The organism is Thermococcus sp. EP1, assembly GCF_001317345.1.
Classification (GTDB): domain Archaea; phylum Methanobacteriota_B; class Thermococci; order Thermococcales; family Thermococcaceae; genus Thermococcus_A.
The window spans coordinates 67,902-90,536 of the sequence record NZ_JXCG01000007.1; the positions used below are offsets into that span (position 1 = coordinate 67,902).

Annotated in this window: 23 protein-coding genes and 1 pseudogene; 11 read left to right on the forward strand and 13 right to left on the reverse strand. The window is 39.2% G+C overall.

Annotation, left to right across the window (positions count from 1 at the left end; translation table 11 throughout):
* Window positions 1-3: 3 nt before the first annotated feature.
* The 3 genes from EP1X_RS06985 to EP1X_RS06995 form a co-directional block, all read right to left on the reverse strand.
* On the reverse strand, window positions 4-1,308 hold the full coding sequence (locus EP1X_RS06985) for an ABC transporter substrate-binding protein (protein WP_055283039.1): 1,305 nt from the start codon (window positions 1,306-1,308) through the stop codon (window positions 4-6).
* Window positions 1,309-1,418: 110 nt separating this feature from the next.
* Window positions 1,419-2,420 (reverse strand): Gfo/Idh/MocA family protein, encoded by a 1,002-nt coding sequence (locus EP1X_RS06990; protein ID WP_055283041.1) that lies wholly within the window; start codon window positions 2,418-2,420, stop codon window positions 1,419-1,421.
* Complete coding sequence (locus EP1X_RS06995) at window positions 2,417-3,442, reverse strand: Gfo/Idh/MocA family protein (RefSeq protein WP_055283043.1); 1,026 nt, start codon at window positions 3,440-3,442, stop codon at window positions 2,417-2,419. The genes EP1X_RS06990 and EP1X_RS06995 overlap by 4 nt, the downstream gene beginning before the upstream one ends.
* A gap of 90 nt (window positions 3,443-3,532) precedes the next feature.
* Here EP1X_RS06995 and EP1X_RS07000 point away from each other — a divergent pair, with 90 nt between their 5' ends.
* Window positions 3,533-4,678, forward strand: a complete 1,146-nt coding sequence (locus EP1X_RS07000; RefSeq protein ID WP_055283045.1) for a glycosyltransferase — start codon at window positions 3,533-3,535, stop codon at window positions 4,676-4,678.
* On the opposite strand, the gene EP1X_RS07005 is transcribed toward EP1X_RS07000, so the two are convergent.
* Window positions 4,661-5,686 carry a DUF3226 domain-containing protein gene (locus EP1X_RS07005; RefSeq protein ID WP_055283047.1) on the reverse strand — a complete coding sequence of 342 codons (1,026 nt, stop codon included), beginning with the start codon at window positions 5,684-5,686 and terminating at the stop codon, window positions 4,661-4,663. The two genes, EP1X_RS07000 and EP1X_RS07005, sit on opposite strands and share 18 nt — an antisense overlap.
* A gap of 157 nt (window positions 5,687-5,843) precedes the next feature.
* Here EP1X_RS07005 and EP1X_RS07010 point away from each other — a divergent pair, with 157 nt between their 5' ends.
* From EP1X_RS07010 to EP1X_RS07030, 5 genes are all read left to right on the forward strand, one after another.
* Window positions 5,844-6,581 (forward strand): sulfite exporter TauE/SafE family protein, encoded by a 738-nt coding sequence (locus EP1X_RS07010; protein WP_055283048.1) that lies wholly within the window; start codon window positions 5,844-5,846, stop codon window positions 6,579-6,581.
* A gap of 171 nt (window positions 6,582-6,752) precedes the next feature.
* Window positions 6,753-7,925: an MFS transporter gene (locus EP1X_RS07015; protein WP_055283050.1), complete on the forward strand. Its 1,173-nt coding sequence runs from the start codon at window positions 6,753-6,755 to the stop codon at window positions 7,923-7,925.
* Between the two features lie 43 nt (window positions 7,926-7,968).
* The gene (locus EP1X_RS07020) at window positions 7,969-9,132 is read left to right on the forward strand and encodes an MFS transporter (RefSeq protein WP_055283052.1); all 1,164 of its coding nucleotides are present in this window, start codon (window positions 7,969-7,971) and stop codon (window positions 9,130-9,132) included.
* A gap of 68 nt (window positions 9,133-9,200) precedes the next feature.
* Entirely contained in the window at window positions 9,201-11,423 is a 2,223-nt protein-coding gene (locus tag EP1X_RS07025) for a DHH family phosphoesterase (RefSeq protein WP_055283054.1), read from the forward strand.
* 48 nt (window positions 11,424-11,471) lie between these two features.
* Complete coding sequence (locus EP1X_RS07030) at window positions 11,472-11,690, forward strand: hypothetical protein (protein ID WP_055283056.1); 219 nt, start codon at window positions 11,472-11,474, stop codon at window positions 11,688-11,690.
* Here EP1X_RS07030 and EP1X_RS07035 read toward each other — a convergent pair.
* From EP1X_RS07035 to EP1X_RS07050, 4 genes are all read right to left on the reverse strand, one after another.
* Window positions 11,687-12,682, reverse strand: coding sequence for an asparaginase (locus EP1X_RS07035; RefSeq protein ID WP_055283058.1), 996 nt, complete (start codon window positions 12,680-12,682; stop codon window positions 11,687-11,689). The two genes, EP1X_RS07030 and EP1X_RS07035, sit on opposite strands and share 4 nt — an antisense overlap.
* 126 nt (window positions 12,683-12,808) lie before the next feature.
* A complete protein-coding gene (locus EP1X_RS07040; protein ID WP_055283060.1) occupies window positions 12,809-13,990 on the reverse strand; it encodes an MFS transporter in 1,182 nt (393 codons plus the stop codon).
* Window positions 13,983-14,291, reverse strand: a complete 309-nt coding sequence (locus EP1X_RS07045) for a PadR family transcriptional regulator (RefSeq protein ID WP_055283062.1) — start codon at window positions 14,289-14,291, stop codon at window positions 13,983-13,985. The genes EP1X_RS07040 and EP1X_RS07045 overlap by 8 nt, the downstream gene beginning before the upstream one ends.
* A 75-nt stretch (window positions 14,292-14,366) precedes the next feature.
* Window positions 14,367-15,389: a 4Fe-4S dicluster domain-containing protein gene (locus EP1X_RS07050; RefSeq protein WP_055283064.1), complete on the reverse strand. Its 1,023-nt coding sequence runs from the start codon at window positions 15,387-15,389 to the stop codon at window positions 14,367-14,369.
* Between the two features lie 91 nt (window positions 15,390-15,480).
* Here EP1X_RS07050 and EP1X_RS07055 point away from each other — a divergent pair, with 91 nt between their 5' ends.
* Entirely contained in the window at window positions 15,481-16,293 is an 813-nt protein-coding gene (locus tag EP1X_RS07055; protein ID WP_055283066.1) for a TrmB family transcriptional regulator, read from the forward strand.
* A 59-nt stretch (window positions 16,294-16,352) separates the two neighbouring features.
* Here EP1X_RS07055 and EP1X_RS07060 read toward each other — a convergent pair whose 3' ends face one another.
* The gene (locus EP1X_RS07060; protein WP_055283068.1) at window positions 16,353-16,745 is read right to left on the reverse strand and encodes a PaaI family thioesterase; all 393 of its coding nucleotides are present in this window, start codon (window positions 16,743-16,745) and stop codon (window positions 16,353-16,355) included.
* 101 nt (window positions 16,746-16,846) lie between these two features.
* Between EP1X_RS07060 and EP1X_RS07065 the strand changes: the two genes are divergently transcribed.
* The 3 genes from EP1X_RS07065 (at window position 16,847) to EP1X_RS07075 (ending at window position 18,521) form a co-directional block, all read left to right on the forward strand.
* Window positions 16,847-17,482 (forward strand): hypothetical protein, encoded by a 636-nt coding sequence (locus EP1X_RS07065; RefSeq protein ID WP_055283070.1) that lies wholly within the window; start codon window positions 16,847-16,849, stop codon window positions 17,480-17,482.
* 83 nt (window positions 17,483-17,565) lie between these two features.
* Window positions 17,566-17,973, forward strand: coding sequence for a DUF2240 family protein (locus EP1X_RS07070; RefSeq protein WP_055283072.1), 408 nt, complete (start codon window positions 17,566-17,568; stop codon window positions 17,971-17,973).
* A gap of 2 nt (window positions 17,974-17,975) precedes the next feature.
* Window positions 17,976-18,521 carry a nicotinamidase gene (locus tag EP1X_RS07075; protein WP_055283074.1) on the forward strand — a complete coding sequence of 182 codons (546 nt, stop codon included), beginning with the start codon at window positions 17,976-17,978 and terminating at the stop codon, window positions 18,519-18,521.
* On the opposite strand, the gene EP1X_RS07080 is transcribed toward EP1X_RS07075, so the two are convergent.
* The 3 genes and pseudogenes from EP1X_RS07080 to EP1X_RS07090 form a co-directional block, all read right to left on the reverse strand.
* Window positions 18,508-19,494, reverse strand: a complete 987-nt coding sequence (locus EP1X_RS07080) for an AI-2E family transporter (protein WP_055283152.1) — start codon at window positions 19,492-19,494, stop codon at window positions 18,508-18,510. The two genes, EP1X_RS07075 and EP1X_RS07080, sit on opposite strands and share 14 nt — an antisense overlap.
* A gap of 76 nt (window positions 19,495-19,570) precedes the next feature.
* Window positions 19,571-20,401, reverse strand: a complete 831-nt coding sequence (locus EP1X_RS07085) for a 7-cyano-7-deazaguanine synthase (RefSeq protein WP_055283076.1) — start codon at window positions 20,399-20,401, stop codon at window positions 19,571-19,573.
* A 238-nt stretch (window positions 20,402-20,639) separates the two neighbouring features.
* Window positions 20,640-21,533, reverse strand: a pseudogene (locus EP1X_RS07090) (radical SAM protein); the annotation flags it as partial.
* Between the two features lie 68 nt (window positions 21,534-21,601).
* Here EP1X_RS07090 and EP1X_RS10145 point away from each other — a divergent pair.
* Complete coding sequence (locus EP1X_RS10145; RefSeq protein ID WP_172672607.1) at window positions 21,602-21,763, forward strand: hypothetical protein; 162 nt, start codon at window positions 21,602-21,604, stop codon at window positions 21,761-21,763.
* On the opposite strand, the gene EP1X_RS07095 is transcribed toward EP1X_RS10145, so the two are convergent.
* On the reverse strand, window positions 21,753-22,595 hold the full coding sequence (locus EP1X_RS07095) for a class I SAM-dependent methyltransferase family protein (RefSeq protein WP_055283081.1): 843 nt from the start codon (window positions 22,593-22,595) through the stop codon (window positions 21,753-21,755). The genes EP1X_RS10145 and EP1X_RS07095 overlap by 11 nt on opposite strands.
* Between the last annotated feature and the right edge of the window lie 40 nt (window positions 22,596-22,635).

Below are 22,635 nucleotides of genomic sequence, written 5' to 3' on the forward strand. Positions count from 1 at the left end.
CCCTCATGGTATTTCTTGTCCCATTTCCTCGAAGAGCTTGCGAACTTGTGGACCAAGTTCCTTGACGACCGCTTCTGGGTCTTCGCCTTTAAGCACTATCCTTTCAAAGGCGGTTCTATAGGCGTTTGTGAACTGTCCTCCTTTTTCACCGAGGTTAGGTATCATAGCCACAACGGCATCGGGTGTGGCTGATTGTGCTGCAACACCCTCTGCGAGGATCTTAAGGGGCCCTGATGGGATCGCTCCAGTGGCTTCTTGGACTGTTGGGAAGAATCCAACGTTCTCGAGGATCTTCACCTGGGTCTCTGGTTTTGTGAGGTAATCAATAAGTTTCCAAGCTTCCTCAGCATTTGGTGCACCTTTTGGAATTGCTAACCCAGCGACTACAAGGATGAATCCTCTTCCTTTTGGTCCTCTTGGAACTGGAACCACTACAAATTGGTCTGGATTAGTCTCGATTGCGTTCTTAATTCTTGCAGTGTGGTCCCATGCAATTAAAACTTCTCCTCTAAGGAGTGGTTCACCCATGGCGTCCCATGTGGTGCTTGCTGGGTTGACGTATTGCCAAAGATCTCTGAGATACTTCCACATTTCCACAGCCTCTGGACTGTCAAAGTTCTTTGCTTGGTATCCAGTAAAGCTTGGATAGATATATCCATGAAGGAATCTGTGTAGGAGTCCTTTTGGTCCAGCAGGGAATCCAAGCTGTGGTTGTCCTGTAGCTTCTTTTAGGTTCTTAGCCCACTCAAGAAGAGCATCATATGTCCATTTCTCGGTTCCTTTCATTACATCCTCCTGGGTAAGGCCGTCTGGGAGGTATTCAAAAGCCTTTTTGTTAACAACCATGACATAGGTAGCGCTCATCCATGGTATGTAAACCTTCTTTCCTCCAATTGTTGCGTATTTCTCAAAGGTGCTTATGAAGGTTCTTCCTTCAAGGGTTTTTCCACTTAGATCTTCAAGCCAACCCTTTGATGCAAAGAAGTCGAGTCCACCGTGGAGATCGGCGATAAGATTAATTGTGACTTCTCCAGTCTGTTCTTCAGCCTCAAGTCTTGTGGCCATATCGGAATAACTTATGGGTATAAAGTTTACCTCAATTCCAGTTTGATCTTTAAATTCTGTGAGCAACTGCTCTTGCACAAAAGCTCTCTCTTCTGGGGGGTTCAGTTGTGTTGAAAGCCAAGTCAATGTAACTTGCTCAGTAGTAGTTGGTGTAGTGGTCTTTTCTCCCCCAATGCACCCACTTACTATTGCTCCCAAAAGAACTAAAATTAAAACTCCTCCAAAACTCATCTTTCGGCTCATGGCCTATCACCTCTGAAGTGTTCACCATATTGTTGCTAACTCAAAATATATAAATCTTATGATATAAACCACTTTTTGTAGTTGCATCTAAAAAAGTTTGAATAGAGAAGTTACAATTTAATTGTTTTGCCGGTTCTTGATGATTCATATGCTGCTAAAACTATTTCTAAGTTTTTCTTGGCCATTTCTCCCGTTATAGGGGGCTCCTTATCCTTTATTATGGATTCCAAAAAGGAGTCCACAATGGTGTTAACATCTGCTCTTTCCCAGTAAATTTTCTCTGCCCTGTCTTGGTAGACTGTAAAATCTGGATAGGCGGTTCTAATATCTAGAAATCCTTCCTTTCCTAAGATATAATACTTAATTTCCAAGCCATAAGAATACCCTCTGGGGTTGCCCCACCCAGCGTTGAGAACTGAAATAACTCCATTCTTGAATTCCAGGACTACAGTACCTATATCGTCCACAGGGAAACCATATATTTTTGAACCTATCTCAGCATATACTCTTTTTGGCTCACTTTTTGTGAGCCATAGCAGGGAGTCTATCCCATGGGGTGCAGTGTCCATAAAGCCCCCGCCACCTGCTTTATTTACATCTAAGAACCAGCTCATATCGAGTCCTTCTAAGAATGTTGGTGGTTTAACGTATTCTGAAATTGCATATATGTATTCAAGATCACCGATTTCACCTGCCTCTATCATGTTTTTGGCTTTTCTAAGAGGAATTGTAAATCTCGGGTTGAAAGGTACCATTAGCTTTACACCCGCTTTTTTCGTTGCTTTAATGATATCGTCGGCATCTTTCAAGGTCAAAGCAATGGGTTTTTCAAGAAGTATGTGTTTGCCTTCTTCTGCAGCCTTTATGGCAATTTCTTTGTGCCTGTAGGTCTCAATTGCTATATAAACTGCGTCAACTTTCTTATCTCTTAGGAGCTGTTCATGGCTTGAGTAGAACTTTGCCTTGAGCTTCTCTGATTCAGCTTTTGCTACATCACTGTTCGAGCCATCTCCAGAAATTGCATAAAGTCTTGACTTGGGATTAGAGGCAAATGTAGTTCCATATCTCAATGCATGGGGGTGAGCATAACTAATTATTCCGACATTTATCATTCTACCACCCCCTTAAACTCTAGGGAGTCTCCTTTTTTTGCGGATTCTATTGCAGTTTCTGCCATTTGAAGTGCTATTAATGCATCATTTGCTGTTATCACAGGTTCTTCTTGACCTAATATTACTCTAAAGAAATGCCTTAATTCTGTTTCAAATGCCTCCGGAAAGGCTGAAAGTAATGGTGAGAAGCGTGGCATTTCAAAGTGGCTTTTTACAACCCCTACTACAGGGGTGTCTAAAGGAGTATACCTTATCCTTCCGTTTTTTCCTAATACGTCTAGGTGGTGGTAGAAAACTCCATATCGAGCTGGATAAGAATATGCCCAGCTTACTTCTGCCAGTCCAGTTTTATTCCCTTCGAATTGTATCATCATCAGGAAGTGATCATACGTATTGTTTACTTTAGCTTCTTTCCTTATGGCTTTTCCAATTCCAAGAATCTTGATGGGTTCACTTTCAAAATACCAGCGGAGGAAATCTGTAACATGGACTCCTAAATCTATTGCCACTCCTCCACCTTTATTGGGTTTCCAGTACCATGCAGTCTCAGGAAAAGGTAACCTCTGAACCTCTGCTTTCCTTATTTGCATTGGAAGGACATTCCTTTTTTTAATGACTTCTTTTATTTGTATCCATCGTTTGTCGAAGCGTCTTGTATGTCCAACTAAAAGATGTAGGCCTTCTTTTTCAGCAGTTTTAACCATCTTTTCTGCCTGTTTGCTTGTAAGAGCAATTGGTTTTTCGACAATAACATGTTTTCCGCTTTTTAATGCTTTTATAGCCAATTCGGCATGAGTATAAGTTGGGGTCAATATTTCAACTACATCCAGATCCAGGTCAAGAAACTCGTCTAGATTAGTATAAAACTTTGTGTTAAACTCTTTTGCAGCCTCTTTGGCTTTTTTTCCTTTGATATCCATGCATGCGGTTACTTTTATCTCTTTCAGATTTTTTAATGCATTTTTGTGAGCCAAGTTAAAAATGTTCCCACATCCTATTATCCCAACTTTCAACTTTCCCATGGGGGCCCCTCATACTCATTACATACCAAAAGATATTTAAGCATTTTTCATTTTAAACCACTGTAAATGGTTGTATTTTGGTGATGAAATATGAAGGTCATCGTAGGAATCCCAAGTTATAACAACGCCGACACGATCCAATATGTAGTTAAACAGGCCGCGGAAGGGTTAAAAAAGTACTTTGGTGGGGGCTTGATTGTCAATTCGGATGGTGGCAGCACTGATGGAACCAGAGAAGTTGTTATGAAAACTAGGGTTCCTGAGGGCGTGGAGGTAAGAAGTACTATTTATAAGTGGCCAATTCCCGGAAAAGGTAGTGCGATGAAGGAAGTACTTGAAATAGCAAAGGATGAGGGAGCAGATGCTATAGTATTTGTAGATAGTGATTTAAGGAGTATTACTCCAGAGTGGATTTATAAATTTGCTAAACCTCTGGAGGAGGGTTATCATTTTGTTGCTCCCCTTTATTTAAGGCATAAGTACGATGGGACAATCACAAACAATATAGCTTACCCAATGACAGCATCTCTCTACGGTTATAACGTTAGGCAACCAATAGGAGGAGACTTTGGAATCAGTGCGGAGATTATCGATGTTTATCTCAAAGATGAAGAAGTTTGGAAGAGGGATGTAGCAAGATTTGGAGTGGATATATTCTTAACAACTACCGCAATAGCAGAGGGATTTAGAATAATCCAAACTGCTCTGGGTGTTAAGATACATGATCCTAAAGATCCGGCAGCCTCTCTAGGCCCAATGTTTAACCAAGTTGTTGGAACACTTTTCATGTTGATGCAGAAGTATGAAGAGAAGTGGAAAAACGTAAAAGAGCTAAAGGAAGTCCCAGTTTTTAGTAAAATGGAGATTGTAGAGCCAGAACATGTTAATGTTACACTTGAACTGCTAGAAAAGAAATCAAGAGAACTTTTCGTGGAGAATGAGGAAATTCTAAAGAAGGCCCTTTCAGAGGAAACATTTAAAGAAGTTAAAAAGGCGTTAGAAACCTTTGATTTTGATGATGTTCTCTGGAGCCATGTTCTTTTTGATGGAGCAATAGCCTATAAGAATGGCATTCTACAAAATGTGGAGCCTTTAATGCCGCTGTATTTTGCTAAAACTGCAGATTTCGTTAAGAAGACCAAAGACATGACAACGGAAGAAGCAGAAAAGCTTGTATTGAAGAGAGCAGAAATCTTCCTAAGAGAAAAGGACTATCTCCTAGAAAGATGGCAATAAGGCCTTCATATTTTCATAAAGTCCGCTCTTCTTTAACACTTTTTCAACTTTCCACCTAGGAGTTCTCATTATGCTCATCTCGTAGAATCCTTCGAGATTTCCCCAGAACTTTTTTGCAGCCATTGTAAGATAAATAACTTCCTTTGGCTTTAATTTTCGTTTTAAGTCTATGCATAGTATATTAATCGCTCTTTCCAGTTTTTTGAAAGTCTGGTCCTCTTCAAGAATTGCTAACATAAAATCCTCAACAGCAGGTTTTTGCCACTCCACACATGGTCCAAGGTCTATTTTTGCCCCGATTAAGAGGGGGATTATTGATGTTTTCTCAACTTTAAAGCCTTCTTGAGTGGCTTCATAGCCAAAAGTAGAAAGTTTTCCTTTTATTGATTCCAACACTGCTTTTTCACTTTCGTCTATATCTATTGCTACTCCTATTTTTTCCACATGGAAATTGAAAACATCCATTGCTCTGAGAAAGTTTCCTAAATTTCTGATTACGCCAGCGTTGCCTTCACTTGGGATGATTGCTAGATAACTGTTTTCTTTCTTAATGAGTTCATAGTTATCTCTTTCAAAGAGTTTTTCAATAAACTTAAGATTTTCTGGGACTTTTTGGCTTTCTCGGAATCCAAAAACCTTTTTGTAGCTTGCTTTGAAGAATTTTGAATCAGTTTTACCCTCGCACAAGAGAATACTTACTAGTTCATTTTCTTTTATTTCCCCTCCTCTCAAGTCGAAGTCTAGGTATTTCCTCAATTGGTAAGCTATTTTAAAGTTGAGGGCCTTTTCACTGTTGGAGTATATTAGAATGTGTTCTTCTCCTCTAAACTTTCTTAGAATGAGGTCAATAAGTTCCAAGCTTGCGGTTACTATTATTTCATCTCCTTTAAGACTTGCAACAAAGGCTTGGAGGGCGTCTCTATTTTTTCCGTATTCAGGAAAGAGTATTTTTTCAGAGTTTTTCTCTCTTAGAATGTTTTCATACTTGTTTCCAGTTATTATTATCATTCACTTCACCATACATGCTCCAAATTCTCACGCTCAGCTATTTGGGGTCAATCATCCTTTCAGCATTGGATTCATTCATCATCGCTTTATGTGAATTAGTGGTACTCATATAAATCTTTTTATCCTTCTAGCAGAATAAAAACAATGGCGAGTTTGAATGGAGGGAATAGCATTCTTATTGCTTGCACTTTTTGGAGGGTTTGTGGGGTCTTTGATGAGCGGTGGGAGTTTAATCACGTTGTTTATTCTTACTCTTTTAGAGGTGCCTACTAAAATGGCTGTGGGGACATTAAAAATGGTGATAGCTATCTTAACTCTTGTTTCTTCGATAATTTATCTTAAGAATGGAGTATTAAAAAATATGAGGCCTGTTTATATATTGACATTCTCTTCCATTTTGGGCTCTTATTTAGGAAGTTTCTTTTTGCTTGCTATCCCAGAAAAACCTGCTAAGATCGTTGTAGCAGGATTTCTCCTGATTGGTGCGTATTTTACTTTAAGTGGAGAGGAGGAGAAAGCTCCAAGACTTAAGGGCAATCTGTGGCAGGCAGTAGTGGGATTAACAATTGGGTTTTATATTGGGGTCTTGGGAATAGCATCCACCCTTATACTAATTTCTGCAATTCACTTGTTTCTCTCTCTGGATATGCTAGAGGCAAATGCTGTCGCTAAGATTATCATTTTCACCAATAATTTCATTGCGTTTTTGAATTATGCTTCCCAAGACAGTGTTAATTATTCCTTTGGTATTCTGTTAGCTTTTCCCATCATTATAGGGTCATGGATTGGCGCTAAAACTGCAATAAAAATCGGCCCAAAGAAGCTTAAAGTAGTATTTTTCATAACGGTTTTATTAACTGTTTTTAAGATTTTAGAAGAATTACTATCGTTTTAGAAATAGTAAAGGAAATAAAAGGGTTGATGGCTTATTTTAGCCCCTCTGATTGGACCTCTATGGGGGTATTTATCGACTGATTTTAACCATTAAAACCATTTTAAGAGAGTATTTAAATCTTCCGAATTCCATTTCGATAAATTTATAAACGCTACGATTTATAATTCAACCATGCTTGGAGGGTACAACAGAGACGCAAAGCTCCTAATAGCTGCTAATGCAGCAGGGCAATTGTTTCTTCAATTCTCGATTTTTATAATGCCCTTTTATCTCAGCGTTTTGGGATATGGGATGGATCAGATGGGAATCTTCTTCTCAATTCAGACTTTTGTTGGTGGGGTCTTCTTTTTGTTTGCTGGCCAAGTGTCTCTAAAATTGGGATATAAGAAGACCCTGATCCTTGGAGCATTTCTGGGCCTTTTGGGAAGGATACTCCAAGTTTTGGCTATTAATTTCTACGTTCTCGCATTAGGCTTTTTCTTGGTTGGTGCTAATATGGGGATAAGGCAACCCAATTTCTATGCTTTATTAAGTGAAGAGGTAGGGGAAAAACTTAGACATCATGCATTTTCAATAAGTTTTGGCATTGGGACGATCTTGAATGCAGTGGGAGTTCTTATTGCGGGCTTTGCTCCCAATTTTCTTATAGAAACTTTTGGCATAACTTCGGAACTCGCATATAGGCTTGTTATAGCACTGGCATTGCTTCAATTTGCTCTTGTAATTCCAGTTCTTATGATAATTAGCGATGTTCCAGTAAAAAATCCACGTATAAATTGGAGAAAAGAACTTGTAGTAAAAATTCTCAAATTCTCACTCCCTTCGGCTATGATTGGTTTAGGTGCAGGGATAACAATCCCTTATATGAGTCTCTATTTTAATCTTCGTTTTGGGCAAACACTGGCCGTTATAAGTGGAGTCTTCTTTGCTCAGCAACTTGTTATGGGTTTTGGTTCATTTGTTCTTCCAAAACTTGTGGATAGGATTGGGCCAGTAAAAACAATCGCAGTTTTTCAAAGTATTGCAGCCTTCCTATTTGGTGTCTTCCCATCGATAGATCTTTTCTTGCTCGCTGCCGCTATCTATATTATAAGATCAATTCTAATGAACATAGTCTGGCCAATAAATGATGCTTTTATGATGGGTTTCTTCACAACAGAGGAAAAAGCAACAGCTGCAGGTATTAGACGGGCATTTTCAACATTTATGAGAGGATTAGGGAACTACATTGGAGGTATTCTTTTCTCCCTCTCTCTAAGTTATCCTTTCTATACAACGGCAACTCTTTACGTTACTGCTACTCTGATTTTTTATCTCTTCTTTGCTAGATATAACAAAGTTTAAGCGTTTCGATAGATTTATAAACGGATAAATAGGAGCAATCATGATGTCGATTCAGAACTATCGTGGTTTTAGCAGAGATGCAAAACTTGTCATAGTTTATTCCTTTATGGGCTGGTTAGGTGGAAATATAGCGTGGTTTATACTTCCTTTTTATTACTCCTCCCTTGGAATGAACTTTTCTAAAATTGGTGTTCTCTTTTCCATTTCAACAATATTCCAAGCCTCCTTGCTTTTAGCTTCGGGACAAATAAGCGTTAAGTTAGGGTATAGAAGGACAATTTTAGTAGCAGTGGGCCTATTTTTTATTGGTAGGCTCCTCCAGGTTTTTGTGCCCCAATTTTGGGCTTTTGCCCTAGCGTCAGCAATATTTGGTATTGGCATGGCATTAGAAGGGCCTGCATTAATGTCTCTCTTGAGTGAAGAGGTAAGTGAGGAGAAAAGACATTATCTTTTTAGTTTAAATGCTGCGTTGGGAACAATTGGGGCAGCATTAGGTATGTATCTGGGTGGCTTGTTACCAAAGCTCCTAGATGGTCCGAACCCTTATAAGATGACTCTTTTATTCGTTGCTTTATTAATCCCAATCCAAGGAATCTTTATTTTCCTTGTTTCACCAGTTTTGGGAAGAGAGGAAAAGAGACTTAAGCTCGAGAGAGAACTTATGGTCAAGATTCTTAAATTCTCCCTTCCATCGGCTTTAATAGGCCTTGGTGCTGGAGTTACGATTCCTTATATGGGCTTATGGTTCAACAAGCGATTTGGGACTAGCTTGGAAAGTATTGGTGGACTTTTTGCACTTCAACAGTTTATAATGGGAATTGGAACATTTACCCTTCCGATGATAGCAGATAAGTTTGGAAGTGTAAAGACAATAGTGGGCTTTAATGGCAGTGCAACTGCTTTGATATTGATGATGCCTTTTTCTCCAACTTTCCCTGTGGCCGCATTCATATATACTATTAGAACGATTTTTATGAACATTGTTAACCCAATATGGGATGCCTTCATGATGCGTTTCTTTACCAAAGAAGAGAGGGCAACAGCTTTGGCCTTGAGGAACCTATCTTGGACAGCTACTTTCGGTATAGGCCAACTTATTGGGGGAAGAATATTTGATCTCTCTTTAACAATGCCCTTTTTCATAACCGGGGGCCTCTATGCGCTTTCCATGATAACTTTTTGGGTATTGTTTGCCAAGGAAGATTAAGGAAAGAGTTATAAGTTTCGGTTGGTCTCATTGAATAGTCCCTTCTAAGTTTGTGAGAGGTGTGAGAGATGGTGGTTAAAGATTGTCCCGAATGCTATGGAAGCGGGAAAGTAAAGAGCGGTGAGAAAGAGTGTGAAATTTGTAATGGGTGGGGATATGTATCTGCGGATTTCAAAGTGGGGGATAAGCTTAAAGGTTATCGTAATCTTGAGTACTTCGGAGTAGAGGATGAAGTGGATGAAATTCCATGTCCTGAATGTCATGGAAAAGGTGTTGTACCTGTCTATGATACATGCCCTACATGCGGGGGAACAGGAAGAGTTTTAGCGTGTGATATCTGTGGGAAAATTAAAGAGCCTTGGGAACCTGGGATGGAGTCTTCTTGGGTATGTTCTGAGTGTGAAAGGAGATATAAAGTAGTTTATATTCTAGACAAGACCTGTGACTATGAAGATGTGGAAGTTGGGAAGGTTTACAAGGGTGTTATTGAGAGAGTGGAACGTTTTGGAGTCTTTGTAGGTCTTAATCCGCATATAACAGGTTTAATAAAGAAAAAAGATCTTCTCGGCAGACGAGAGTACAAACCAGGAGAGGAGATACTAACCCAAGTTTTGGATGTGAGGCCAGAGAAAAAAGAGGTGGATCTCATAGAGTCTGCTTTAAGACACTATAAAGAGGTCTATGTAAGAAAAGAGCTTCCAATTACAGAGATTGGAGAGTTAACCAAGGAAATGGCCGGAAAAACTATTAGGATTAGAGGCAAAGTGACTCAAATTCAGGTTACTGGAGGTCCAACGGTTTTCACGATAACCGATGGAACGGGTGTAACGTGGGCAGCTGCCTTCGAGGCTCCTGGAGTGAGAGCGTATCCAAATATTGAAGTGGGAGACATAGTTGAGATAATTGGAAAGGTTTCCTTCCATGCAGGAGAAATTCAAATAGAGACCAGCGATATGTCTCGCCTTTGGGGCCCTGATGCAGCAGAGGTTAAAAAGAAGATTGAAGAAGAGCTTAACAAAAGGGCACAACCTGAAGACGTTGGCTTTCTTATTAAAAGTGAAGTTTTAGAGAAGTTAAAACCCAAGATTATGCAAGCCGCGTTTATAATCAGAAAGGCCGTTTTTGAGGGAAGGCCAATAATTGTGAGACATCATGCTGACACAGATGGATATACTGCTGGCCTTGCACTTGAATATGCTATCGTACCTCTTCTGGAGGAATTTTCACCAGATCCCCAAGCAAAATGGAAGTTCTTTAAGAGAAGGCCGAGCAGGGCTCCCTTTTATGAACTTGAAGATGTGCTTAAAGACATAATTTTCATGATTGAGGACCATGAGAGGTTTGGCGATCCACTTCCACTTCTTGTTATAGTAGATAACGGAGGAACAGTAGAGGATATTCCCGCATACAAGCGTATAAAGGCTTATGGGGTCCCAATAGTTGTCGTTGATCATCATGATCCGAGAGAATTCATAAGTGAAGATAAGGCGGCTGTTGATGAATATGTAGATGTTCATGTGAACCCCCACCTAGTGAAGAGGGGTTATTATGAATTAACAGCGGGAATGCTTGCCACTGAATTAGCACGCTTTATATATCCTCCAGTTGAGGAGAGAATTCGTCATCTTCCAGCAATAGCTGGAACTGGAGATAGGAGCGATGCTCCAGAGTTTGAGCAATACTTGAAAATTGCGAAAGAGGTAAAAGGTCTCGAAGAAGAGGACCTCAAGAAGATAGCAGAAGTCATTGATCATGAATCATACTACTGGAAATTTATGGATGGACACGGTATCATAGATGAAATACTTCTTCTCACGGGTAATCTACAAAGGCATAGAAAGTTAATAGACTCTATCTACCCAGAGGTAGTGGAAAAGCAGGAAAAAGCATTGAAAGCGTCATTACCTCATGTTAAGAGCATTGTGCTACCAAATGGAATAAGGTTTAACACAATAGATATTGAGCTGTACGCTCCGAAGTTTGAGTATCCTGCTCCAGGAAAGCTCAGTGGACTAATCCATGACTATTTCAAAGAGCAGCATGGTGAGGATAGCCCGATTTTAACCCTTGCATATGGGCCAGACTTTGCAGTAGTTAGAGCAAGTGACGGGATGCAGGTTTATAATTTTGATTTAAATCTCATAATAAAAGTACTTCAGGAAAAACTACCAGATGCTGGGATTGAGGGTGGTGGTCACAGCTTTGCAGGTTCAATAAAGTTCTTTGAGGGCAAAAGAAAGGAAGTTCTTGAGGAATTTGCAAAACAAGTGATAAAGTTAAAGAAAACTTAGGGCTTAAGTTTTTTATATTTTTGAAACAACTTCTTATGGGTGGTAACCATGTACATGGCCGAGTTTAAACTTAGATATGGCTCAAGAAAATGGTATGTAAGGAGGATCATTGAGGCTGATTCTCTTGAGAAAGCTCAAGAGCTTGCAGAGCGCTATGTCAAAGCAATTAACAAAGGAGATGTTATTTGGGAAGTTGCAGACGTGTATGAGGTGAAAAAACCTCTCGCGATAACCCCAGAAATAGTGGAGATGCTAGAAAAGGCTTAACCTTCTATTTCATTTACGTAGTTCGTGTGCATTATTTTTCTTACTTCTTCCACATCTTTCGTGTGTCCAAGCGCCCACATAAGTTTTGTAACAGTTGCTTCCTTTGTCATATCTTTTGCAGGGATGATCCCAGTCGCTAATGCCTTTCGTCCTACTTCGTATCTTGTCATATCAACCCCATCGTGGATGGCTTGGGTTGTCATCACTACTGGGATTTTTGGGGCAATTTCTTTTATTTTATCCAGTAGATTTCTCTTTCTATACGGAATGCCTCCAGCCCCGTATCCTTCTAGAACTATCCCTCTATATCCTGTGTTAATGATAGCCTCTATAACATCCTCGCCTAGTCCAGGAATGATTCTTAAAAACACAACCCGTGGGTCGTATTTTATATCCAGTTGAGGCTCACCATTTGGTCTGAATTTTTCTTTAGGGATGTTATACAAAATTTTTTCTCCCTTTATATAGGCAACATCGGGATAGTTTATACTCATGAAAGCGTTTAGTCCCAAAGCCCTAACCTTAGAGGCTCTGCATCCAAGCATTATTTTGTCCATGAAAGCAACGAAAACTCCTGCAACCTCTTCCATTGCAAACTTTATGGCAGCTTTGAGATTCCTGGGGGCGTCACTCCCCTTTTCTGTAATTGGCAACATAGAACCGGTTAACACAACCGGCTTGTTAACGTTTCTTAACATGAAACTTAGCATTGAAGCTGTATAGCCTAGAGTATCAGTTCCGTGGGTTATAACTATCCCATCGTATTCATCAAGAGCTTTGAAAACTTCTTTAGCTATAAGTTCCCAATCTTCAGGTTGTATTAAAGTGCTGTCTAGGTTCAGAATATTGGTTCTGTCTATTTTATATCCATTTTTTAATTTTATTCCGGCTAGATTGAGAATCTCGTCCACACTGAAGACACTTTTATAGCCTGCTTCAGTCTTTGTACTTGCAATTGTACCACCGGTGCCAATGATTAAAATTCTTTTCATTCTTTGACCTCCTATTTTTCTTTGCGTATTTCCTTTTTAGTCTTTCTGACAACGCTCTCTTGAAAACAGGAAGAATTATTGTCATTTATTTTTATTGGGGATGAAAATAATAGAAAAATGACAAGTTTAATCTTGTACAAAAGTCATCATTAATATCATAGCAAGAAGATTAATGATTGCTGCGTAGAGGAAGCCTATCTTAAGGGAGTACTCTTGCCAAAGATAACCTACTATTATTGATGCAGGAAATACGAATATTCCAAAAACCGTATGATATGCTCCGATAACTGTTCCTTTTTCGAAATCCTTTGCAAGATCTGCCATATATGCTCGTGGGATTGTGTCTTCAATGGCTATATAAATGCCATAAAAGATGAATGCTGCCAAAAGCATAGGTAGGCTTTTTGAATATGCAAATAATAGTGAAGCTAGGGCTGCTACTCCGAAGCCGAGAGTTATGATACTTTTTTTACTGACCTTATCTGAGTAGTATCCTATGGGGTATGCTGAGAAAGCATAAATTGCATTGAAGATTGCATAAAAGCCAAGACCTTGGACAACAGAATAGCCCAGTTCCTTAGCCTTCCAAAGTGTGAATGCATAGCTGTATCTCCCAAGAGCCCCAAGAGCAACTATTCCTAAGAACATCCGTAGATTTCGGCTTTTAAGAGCAGAGATTCCTTTTATCTTTTTCTTAACCTCTTCACCCTTATCTTTAACCAAAAACACTACTAGCAAGATACCTACAACACCTGGAATGGCTGAAAGCAAAAATACATATTGGTATGCTACTCGTATTGGGTAATTCTTTAAGAGAGCTAGCAAACCTATTGCAACTAATGGTCCAGCCACGGCTCCAAGAGTATCCATCATTCTGTGGAAACCAAATGATCTTCCACTTTTCCCTTTTTCACTTGATTCAGCTATAAGGGCATCCCTAGGGGCCGTTCTTATGCCTTTTCCAACCCTATCAAGAACTCTGAGAGTTAAAAAATCCCACCATGAGCGTGTAAATGCTAAAGCACCTTTTGATATTGTTGAGAGTAGGTAACCAAGAGCAACAAATACTTTTCTTTTCCTAAAAACATCACTTATGTAGCCAAAAAGAACTTTAAATAGTGAACTTAAACTCTCTATGAGTCCCATTATTGAACCACTCACGGCCTTTCCAATCCCAAGAACGTCTGTTAAATACGTGGGGACTATTGGTGCTATCATTTCACTGCTCATGTCATTTAAAAAGCTTACAAGGCCGAGGATGAATACGTTCCAACTTATTCCAAAAATTTTCTTTCTTTCATCACTCATGTGAATCACCCAAAATCTCCGTACAAAGCTCTCTTATTCTCTTTTTTCCCTCCTCAAGCATCTGAAAACCTTTAGGAGTTATTTCATAGAACCTGATACGTCTCCCATTTCGTATTTCCCAATGACTCTTTAAGAGTCCTAAACTCTCCATTTTTTGGAGTAGTGGATATATTGTCCCAGGACTGACATTATAACCATGTTTCTTGAGTTCTTTCATCATAAAGCTTCCACTTATGGGTTCTTTGCTTGCATGGTGAAGAATATGTAGACCCATAAACCCGAGAATGAGACGTCTCATCATATCGGATCACGATATCGAATTTCGATATTAAAGTTAAAAAGTTTATGCATTTAGCTGACAAAGAAGAGGGTATATTTATGTCTTTTTGAGGGTTTTTCTAGTGTATTTGTTCGAAAGTTTTTCGTAAGCTATTCTTATCTTCTCAAAGTCGGTCTTAAAGAAGGTGCATTCCTTAATACAAACACCACACCCAAGAGTTCTAGAGAAGACTACCGCGCACTTTTCATAGTCTATGTACTTCCTACGTCCGTTTGGCAGAATTTTAGGTTCCAAATGTATAGCTTTAGCCGGACATGCAAAGACACAGCGATTGCAGACTTTGCAGAACTCTGGGATCCATGAGTACTTGTCTACGTTGGAATCGGTAAATGGGAGCTCTAAATCCGTGTATATAGCCGCGATTCTTTGAGATGGGCCATTTTTCTCGGAGATTAGGAGCCCATGTTTTCCAATATAGCCGAGCCCAGCTTTTTGAGCAAGTAAAACAAAATTTGTGCTGCCGCCGATAGGAGGATCGGGCTGTGCGTTGTATCCGTGTTTTCTTATGAACTCTGCCAGCTTGTAAACGGCCTTGCTGAGTTCAGCATAGGTTCTCCATACTTCTTTACCTGCCGTTATGCCTGGGGCTTTGTTTATTTTCTCTTTATCCATGTCCATTATCAAGACAATTGCATTCTTGAAAAGAAGGGCTCTGTTTCTGAAAACATACTCTCTTGGGATTTCAGTGTAGCCAATGGCAGATATTCCTAGCTTTTTTGCATATAATTCTAATTCCTTGAAGAACTTTCCACCTGCCTTCTTCTTGGCACTAGGAGGATTTTTCTTTATGCTTCTCACAGACCTCCGAGCATAAAAGGCTGTCTTTAGAATGTAGGGGAGAACTGTGAAGAGTTTTAATGCATGCCAACCAATCTTTCCGCTAACAGCAATGACTTCTGGAACCCTCATGCCTATTGGAGAAGTTGGAGAGGGCTCAACTAATGGAGTGTTTCTAGGCACGAGCTTTTGAACGTCAGGAAGAATAAACGAAACAAACTTTCTTGTGATTCTTATTTTCAAGCTTTCTTTTTGATTTTTTGCATATTTCTCCTCATTCATATTGCCCACTCTTATCACATGGATAGGTTTTATGGAAAAATATATAAAATTGTTGTAACTAATTGAGTTACAAGATTAAAAGGTGAATAAAATGGCTGTAGATGATGAGATAGTTATTGAGAAGCTCAAGCTTCTGGGCCTTAAAGAATACGAAGCTAGGGTCTATGCTACTTTGGCTATTCTTGGACCGTCAAAAGCAAGTGAAATAGCCAAGGAAAGTGAAGTCCCGAGACCAAGGGTTTATGATGTCTTAAAAGAACTTCATAAGAAGGGTTTTGTGGACATAAGCGAGGGAAATCCCACCTACTTTAAGGCAGTTGAACCTGAAAAGGTAATCGCCTCGCTGAGAGACGAATACATTAAATCTGCAGAGGATGTTATAATAAAGTTGAAGAGCTATCAAAAGGAACATAGAGAGGAATGGTCACCTATCTGGTATCTCCAAGGGGAGTGGAACATAAAAACTAAAGTGGAGGACTTGGTAGAGAGATCCGAAAAAGAGTTTGTGACGGCTTTTGTGGACATAAAAGTAGCCTTAAAGTTTAAGAAAGCTTTTGAAAAGGCGAAGTATAAAGGATTGGATGTAAAAATTCTTCTTTTAGAGAAAAACAAACGTTATACTAATGTCCTAGGTAGATTTGGAGAAGTAACTTGCACACAGCTTGAGGATATTTTAAGTGATGGGCTGGAGAATTTTAAAGAAGTACTTGCGAGAGCCCTATTCTCGAGTGAGACACCTTACAAGGTAAAAGGAATCCTCGTTGGCGATGGAATGGAGTCTATTCTGATTTATGAAGAAAACGAGATACTAAAAGGCCTGATCGTAAGGATTCCATTTATTCCACTGTTTCAAAGGATGATAATTCTATACTTAATTGAGAAGGCAATGAAAGAGATTAACTAGGGTGACAATCTTAAAAACAAAAAACTTAATTTGACCAAATGTTCTAGAGCAGACCTCTCTTATTTTTGCTCTAATACATGTTTTTCCAAGACGTAACAGTAAAATGTTCCTTCTAGTACTTTCTCGTTGCTTTGGTTGAAAACTTCAGTGTGAACAATTTTCTTTTTGCCCAAATCTTCCACAACTTTTGCTTTAGCTAATAGGTTATCCCCAATCTTAACGGGTTTGGTGAACTTTACCTCTGCCTTTCCCAGTACTACCGTGGGTTCGTTAACTGCAAGCATTGCTGCATAATCTGCAAGACCAAATGTAAAACCCCCATGAATTAATCCGTATTCATCTACTCTCATTTCTTCTATGGCCTTAAGCTCAACCTCTGCGTATCCCTCTCCAATCTTTCTCACTTTTCCAACGAGGTCTTTTGAAGTTAAACGGTGGGTCCTTTGTTCCATTTATATCACCCCAGTCCATTTTAATCCACTAAAATATAAACTTTTACATTGTTGAAAAAGTTTTTAAATTTTATAGGATTTTATTATCTGAGGTGGGAAAAATGGTGTACCTTGAACATGGTCCAGAATATGGGGCTTATCTCATCACGATAGCATTTTATTATATTGGTGGCTTGGGAATAATACTCTATGGCGCTTATCTTAATAGAAATTATTTACTAAAAAAGGAGTTTAAATTTACTGATATAAGAGGTGGGCTTTGGCCATTTTTTAAGCGTTTTCTCCCTTGGCTTCTCATAGGCCTTTTGGTTTGGTCCGTTTCAGCTTTTAAGGCAACGGACTATTATCTCTCTCTGTATTCATTCACCATGACTGGAACCCATCTAACTTCTACAGAAGTTTTTGAAGATATGAAAGTTGATGAATTTTACAGGTTTGATATTGAAGGAATTCAAAAGCTTGGTGCTCCTTCAAGTGGGTTGTTAAAAGGTTACAAACTCCTAGATTCAAAAAAGGAGGGCCTAATAGTCAGGAGGGTCGATCAAGTGGTAATCGCTCAAGGATACCTATTTTTACCAGTGGTAAAGCTTCATATCTATGAAGTGGAAGGAAAGCAGGTAAAAGAGCTCAGAACAGCCTATCTTTTCTATCCACAATCCCCTGGAGGGAGACTCTCAGAACTCTTTGATTTCCCATTTGAAATGTTTTTCTGGGGTGGAGGCGGAGTTGGTCCGTGATACATCATTAGACTTCGTCCATTAGGGCAGGAAGGAGGTCAATTTGCAAAACTTTTTATTTTTTGAGTTCTTATTTATAATTGGTGGAATCCGTGGAAGCTTTGAGACATGCTATTCTCTATAAGGGTTCAAATGAATTCTCAAAGCCTGAGTTAATCGGCACGCTTGTGCTCAAACTTGGCCTTATGGATTACATTGAGGCTAAAAACCTCGTTGATGAAGCGATAAAAAGAGGGATAATTGAACAAAGAGGAGAGAAACTTATAATTAATGAAGAGGCTCTTAAAGAAGTAGAGACCCATGAAGATGTATTTGGTGAGATGATAAATTACATTGCTCAACAGTTAGGATGGAGTCACCTTGAGGTTCTTGAGGATTTAGAGAAATTCTCTGAGAGATATGGTGAGCTGGACAAAAAGATTCTTGCATATCTTTATGGGGTTGATAAGGGAATTGATATGTCTAGATTTAAAGATAAACTGGAGGAATAGAGATGGAGGCTTTGATAATAGTTGATATGCAGAGGGATTTTATGCCTGGGGGAGCGTTGCCAGTGCCAGAAGGGGACAAGATAATCCCAAAGATTGAGGATCTTGTTAAGAGGTTTAAGAAAAGGGGGTCACTAATAGTTGCCACCAGAGATTGGCATCCGCCCAATCATGTGAGTTTCAAGGAGAGGGGTGGACCATGGCCCAAGCACTGTGTCCAAAACACTAAAGGTGCAGAGATAGTAGTTGAACTTCCCGAGGATGCGATAATAATCTCGAAAGCAGATGAACCAGATAAAGAGGCCTATTCGGGTTTTGAAGGGACGGACTTGGCTAAAATCCTTAAAGAGAGAGGGGTTAAAAAAGTCTACCTCTGCGGGGTTGCAACTGAGTACTGTGTTAGAGCAACAGCCTTAGATGCATTAAAGGAAGGCTTTGAAGTTTATCTTCTCCAAGACGCAATAAAGGGCATAAATGCAGAAGACGAAGAAAAAGCCTTAAAAGAGTTAAAAGAAAAGGGAGCAAATATTATAGACTCTACAGAGCTTTAACTCTTTTCCATTCTTTTAATAGAGCTACTACTAAGTTTAACACTATTGGGCCGATTATTAGTCCCTTTATTCCAAAACTCCATACCCCACCAATCATCCCTACAAGTACCATTGTTTCATCTAGTTTTGCCTCTTTAGCAACCAATTTTGGTCTTATGGTGAAATCTGGTATAGGGGATACTAGGGTTGCACCGTATATTGAAAGGAGGACTCCTTTGAGAATCATTCCATTTTTTATCATATATAACGCTCCAACAAGCCATATCATCCATCCCTCGAATAGGGGAATAAAGCTGAAGAGTATGGTTAGTAATCCCAGTAGCAGGGCTGTTGAGAACTCCGTAATCCCAAATCCCCAAAACCCAAGGGTCATGAAAATCCCTTTAGCAATGTTAAGGAGAAGCCACGCTCGGATGAGGGCTTGTAGGGTAACGTCGGCTCTTCTTAAGAGTTTCTTTCCTAAGTCTTCATGCCCTCCTGGAATTAGAGCATGTATTTGTTGTCTTATTTCTTCGGAGTTTGCAAGAAATGTGTAAAATACAGTGAGAAAGATAGCCAACTGAAGAAGGTACTTTGGGATTGAAAAAGCATAACTCTGAACGTATTCCGTTAATTTTGGGGTCAGCTGATTGTATATCTTTTGAAGGATATCATGGGTTCCAAAGGGAAGCTCAAGCTTTAAACTCCATGAAACAAAGTTCATTATATCTTTGTAGAAGGAAAAGACGAGGTCTTTTATTATTAGCACCACTTCAACTGTTATTAGTATGGAGAGTGCTATTAAGAGTATAGTGAGTGTTAAGGCTGCTTTTTTACGGTCAATTCTTTTTGAAAGGCGTTTGTGAAGTGGCAAGACTGCATAGGACAATACAGCGGCAAAGAATATTGCTGATAACAGAGGAGCTATTATTTTCCATGCTAGGTAAATAATTATTAATGTCACACTTACCCATATAATCCCTTCTGCCTTCATGTTTCTCCCAGTGCCTAGATTTTGTCTTAAGAATATATTAAGCTTTTTTTGATGGTGTTCTACATCCATGAAAGTCTCATTCTTCAAGACTTGGATGAGTTAATCCAAGCTTTGTATATATCTCCTTCTCAATTTCTTCTGGTATTTCAGGCTTATTTACTTTCTTTAGGGCCTTTTCTTTGTCTATGAGTCCAAACCTAACTAAAGCCGCCATCCTCCGCATCTCAAAGCTGTAACCGTGTTTCTCATAATATCTCTTGAGAGCAGGCCCCAGAACAAGGCAATTTGTTGTATAGCCCGCTAGCTCTGGAAACTTAAAGGGGAGTTTTTCAAGAATCTTAAATCTTTCTTTCTCTGTCATAAGACTTAACAGTCGAATCTGAATAATTCCATCGCTCATTAATCTATAGGGGTGATGACCAAAGGGAAGTTCATGCCCCGTGATTATATACTTGATTCCCTTTTTTAGAGCATATTTTCTAAGTCTTCTCATAGTTCTGGATGAACATTTCTTACATGGGGACTTAGCTTTGAGGAATGCTTCTTTAAAGATATCAGAGTAATCATATCGGAGAATGGTTAAAGGAACATCCAAGTACTGGGCTATTCTTTTAGCATTTGCTATAGCCTCTTTTGCTATGAATCCATGATCAACCATCACAGCCTCAACTTCAACATTATAAAATTCTTTTGCAAGATAAAGAGCAACAGTGCTATCTTTTCCTCCAGAAAAAGCGACTATGGCTCTATCTACATTTGCCATTAGTGCTTCTAGTTCTCTCCTTATCTTATCTTTATCAGGTCTATGAGCAAGATAGTGTATGCATTCTTTGCATAGAGCCTTTCCATCTACGATTCTAATCTTTGCTGTTCTTTCATCATATATGCAAAGTGAACATTTGAGCATGTCATTCACCGAAGTACTTTATGCGGATCTCTTTAGCTGTTTCTTCATTAGCTCCTTTTATCAGAACTTTTCCTGTCTTGAAGATCATTATCTCCGCATTTCCATCCCAAAATCGTATATAACTCTTGCTGGACTCATAGTCGATGCCAAGTGCCTTTATTCTTGATACGATGTCGTTTAGCTTTACTCCATGTACCTTGAACCTGATTGCTCCATCACATGTTTCTTCAATTTCTGTTCTCTTTCTTTTTACTATTGGAGCAACATCTCTCCCAATTCTCTTTGCGCTGAAGAGTGTAAGGGGATCCATAGTTCTGTAAATGGTCAGTTGGCAACCACTTATTCTAACGTCAATATATTTCTTTGCTTCCATGGCAGTTTTTAGGTATTCCTTTATGCTCTCTGCTTTTTCAAAGTCAAGTCCTGCTTTTTTTAATCTTTCTTCGTTAAGTTCATGAACTGTCAAAGGCTGAAGCATCATTTCATCTATGCCTAGAGAAGCTGCTAATTCTGCTATTTTTGGAATATCTTCATCGTTTATACCTGGCATGAAGATAGTTCTTACGATGGAACGAACGCTTTTATCCCTTCCCACTATCCTAAGGGCATTCACGACCTTATCAAAGGTATCAGCATTAGTTATCATTTTATGCTTCTCTCTTGAAGCGGCATCCAAACTAATCATCACCAGATCAAAGTCTAACTTTTCCCATAGTTCCTCCGTTAATAGTGAGCCATTTGTTTGTAAATCTAATCTCGCATTTGGAAATCTTTCACGGAGCATCCTATTAACTTCTATTATTTTCGGACTTATGAGGGGTTCTCCATACTGGGAAACTGTAATCGCATATGGGTTTTCCCATCCATAATAACCTGATTTTGGTGCCTTTCCCAACTTTAGGGCAACATTTGAGTAACAAAAGATACAGTCGTGATTACATGCTGGAGTAAGCTCATAACTCGGATGGTGAACGGGATTTTCTATACTCAAATCTAGCCCTTGACACCCTATACAATGAGTGGGGGGTACTAAATCGTCCACGAATTTTTTTAATAATCTAGCCTCTCTATTTTCCAAAATTTGAGGCTCTACACCCATTTTTCTCGCAAATTCTTCCCAGCTGTATTTCATTCTCTCACCGAAGAAACCTTATAGAAAAGCATTAAAAACTTGACGTTTTTTGATGAGATGGTGGGTTTATGAAAATAACAATTAAGAAGAAAGCATTCCTCGAAGAGGTTCCAGAGGTTGTTAAAGAGCTCGTTAATGGATATGGGATTTCACTAAAATCCATCACGATAGAAGAGGATGAGAAAGGGTGTTATACGGTATTTGCTACTTACGAGAGCTCTATTTCTTAAACACTTTAATGTCTAAAACAACATGCCAAACTCCTGGAGCATAACGCTTTAGTATTCTACTTTCTAAGAGTTCTGTTTCGTATCCCTGCTCATTGGCCATTTTCTGAAAAGTTGCAAACGGCTCTCTCGGCATCAATTTCTCTGGAACTGTGTTATGGTAGTGGATTATTGCTTCATTTTTTGCTATCTCTAAAGCCTTTGGAATAAATTCGTGAGTTTTAACAACGTATCCCATGAGGATTCTATCCGCTATATTCTCTCCCTTAAATTCACGATTATCGATGTTATATGCGGTCATTCTGTCCTGAACTTTGTTAAGTTCAATGTTCTCAACTAAAAACTGGAATGTGTAAGGGCTTTTTTCGATGGCTATCACTCTAGCTCTACAGTGTTTTGCTATTGGTAAGCTTAAATGGCCGATTCCTGCGAACATATCAACCACTAATTCGTTTGGGTTAGCTATGCTTGCCATCCTAACCCTTTCTTTCACATTGGCTGGAGAGAACATAACTTTGGAAGCGTCGAACTTGTATAGAATACCGTTTTCCTTGTGTATTGTCACTGGATCATTCCCATAGATTATCTCATAGTTTGTCTCCCTAAACTCTCCACCTATTTTTCCCTTCCTTAAGACGGTTTTAACACCTAGGACCTTTGCATAGGCTTCTGCTATTTCCTTTTTGTACGGGAGGAGTTCTTCTCTGAGGGGGAGAATTAAAATGTCTCCTAGCTGGACCCAATGTTTTGGGAGAAGGTTAACTAACTCTGGAGGGAGTTTTCTACTTAGTATCTCTCTTATCCTGGGTTTTATAAGCTGAGTTCTCTTTGGCATCAGAGGGAATTTGAAAGGGGGTTTATATTGTTTTCTTTAT

Excerpts from the sequence above, each read along its gene's own strand:
- EP1X_RS07020 (WP_055283052.1), top strand. The coding sequence starts at position 7,969 with ATGTCGATTCAGAACTATCGTGGTTTTAGCAGAGATGCAAAACTTGTC.
- EP1X_RS07055 (WP_055283066.1), top strand. The coding sequence starts at position 15,481 with ATGGCTGTAGATGATGAGATAGTTATTGAGAAGCTCAAGCTTCTGGGC.
- EP1X_RS06990 (WP_055283041.1), bottom strand. The coding sequence starts at position 2,420 with ATGATAAATGTCGGAATAATTAGTTATGCTCACCCCCATGCATTGAGA.
- EP1X_RS07005 (WP_055283047.1), bottom strand. The coding sequence starts at position 5,686 with ATGATAATAATAACTGGAAACAAGTATGAAAACATTCTAAGAGAGAAA.
- EP1X_RS07085 (WP_055283076.1), bottom strand. The coding sequence starts at position 20,401 with ATGCTCAAATGTTCACTTTGCATATATGATGAAAGAACAGCAAAGATT.
- EP1X_RS07075 (WP_055283074.1), top strand. The coding sequence starts at position 17,976 with ATGGAGGCTTTGATAATAGTTGATATGCAGAGGGATTTTATGCCTGGG.
- EP1X_RS07040 (WP_055283060.1), bottom strand. The coding sequence starts at position 13,990 with ATGAGTGATGAAAGAAAGAAAATTTTTGGAATAAGTTGGAACGTATTC.
- EP1X_RS07010 (WP_055283048.1), top strand. The coding sequence starts at position 5,844 with ATGGAGGGAATAGCATTCTTATTGCTTGCACTTTTTGGAGGGTTTGTG.
- EP1X_RS07045 (WP_055283062.1), bottom strand. The coding sequence starts at position 14,291 with ATGATGAGACGTCTCATTCTCGGGTTTATGGGTCTACATATTCTTCAC.
- EP1X_RS07015 (WP_055283050.1), top strand. The coding sequence starts at position 6,753 with ATGCTTGGAGGGTACAACAGAGACGCAAAGCTCCTAATAGCTGCTAAT.
- EP1X_RS07000 (WP_055283045.1), top strand. The coding sequence starts at position 3,533 with ATGAAGGTCATCGTAGGAATCCCAAGTTATAACAACGCCGACACGATC.
- EP1X_RS06995 (WP_055283043.1), bottom strand. The coding sequence starts at position 3,442 with ATGGGAAAGTTGAAAGTTGGGATAATAGGATGTGGGAACATTTTTAAC.
- EP1X_RS07050 (WP_055283064.1), bottom strand. The coding sequence starts at position 15,389 with ATGAATGAGGAGAAATATGCAAAAAATCAAAAAGAAAGCTTGAAAATA.
- EP1X_RS07025 (WP_055283054.1), top strand. The coding sequence starts at position 9,201 with ATGGTGGTTAAAGATTGTCCCGAATGCTATGGAAGCGGGAAAGTAAAG.
- EP1X_RS07095 (WP_055283081.1), bottom strand. The coding sequence starts at position 22,595 with ATGCCAAAGAGAACTCAGCTTATAAAACCCAGGATAAGAGAGATACTA.
- EP1X_RS06985 (WP_055283039.1), bottom strand. The coding sequence starts at position 1,308 with ATGAGCCGAAAGATGAGTTTTGGAGGAGTTTTAATTTTAGTTCTTTTG.
- EP1X_RS07060 (WP_055283068.1), bottom strand. The coding sequence starts at position 16,745 with ATGGAACAAAGGACCCACCGTTTAACTTCAAAAGACCTCGTTGGAAAA.
- EP1X_RS10145 (WP_172672607.1), top strand. The coding sequence starts at position 21,602 with ATGAAAATAACAATTAAGAAGAAAGCATTCCTCGAAGAGGTTCCAGAG.
- EP1X_RS07030 (WP_055283056.1), top strand. The coding sequence starts at position 11,472 with ATGTACATGGCCGAGTTTAAACTTAGATATGGCTCAAGAAAATGGTAT.
- EP1X_RS07080 (WP_055283152.1), bottom strand. The coding sequence starts at position 19,494 with ATGAAGGCAGAAGGGATTATATGGGTAAGTGTGACATTAATAATTATT.
- EP1X_RS07035 (WP_055283058.1), bottom strand. The coding sequence starts at position 12,682 with ATGAAAAGAATTTTAATCATTGGCACCGGTGGTACAATTGCAAGTACA.
- EP1X_RS07065 (WP_055283070.1), top strand. The coding sequence starts at position 16,847 with ATGGTGTACCTTGAACATGGTCCAGAATATGGGGCTTATCTCATCACG.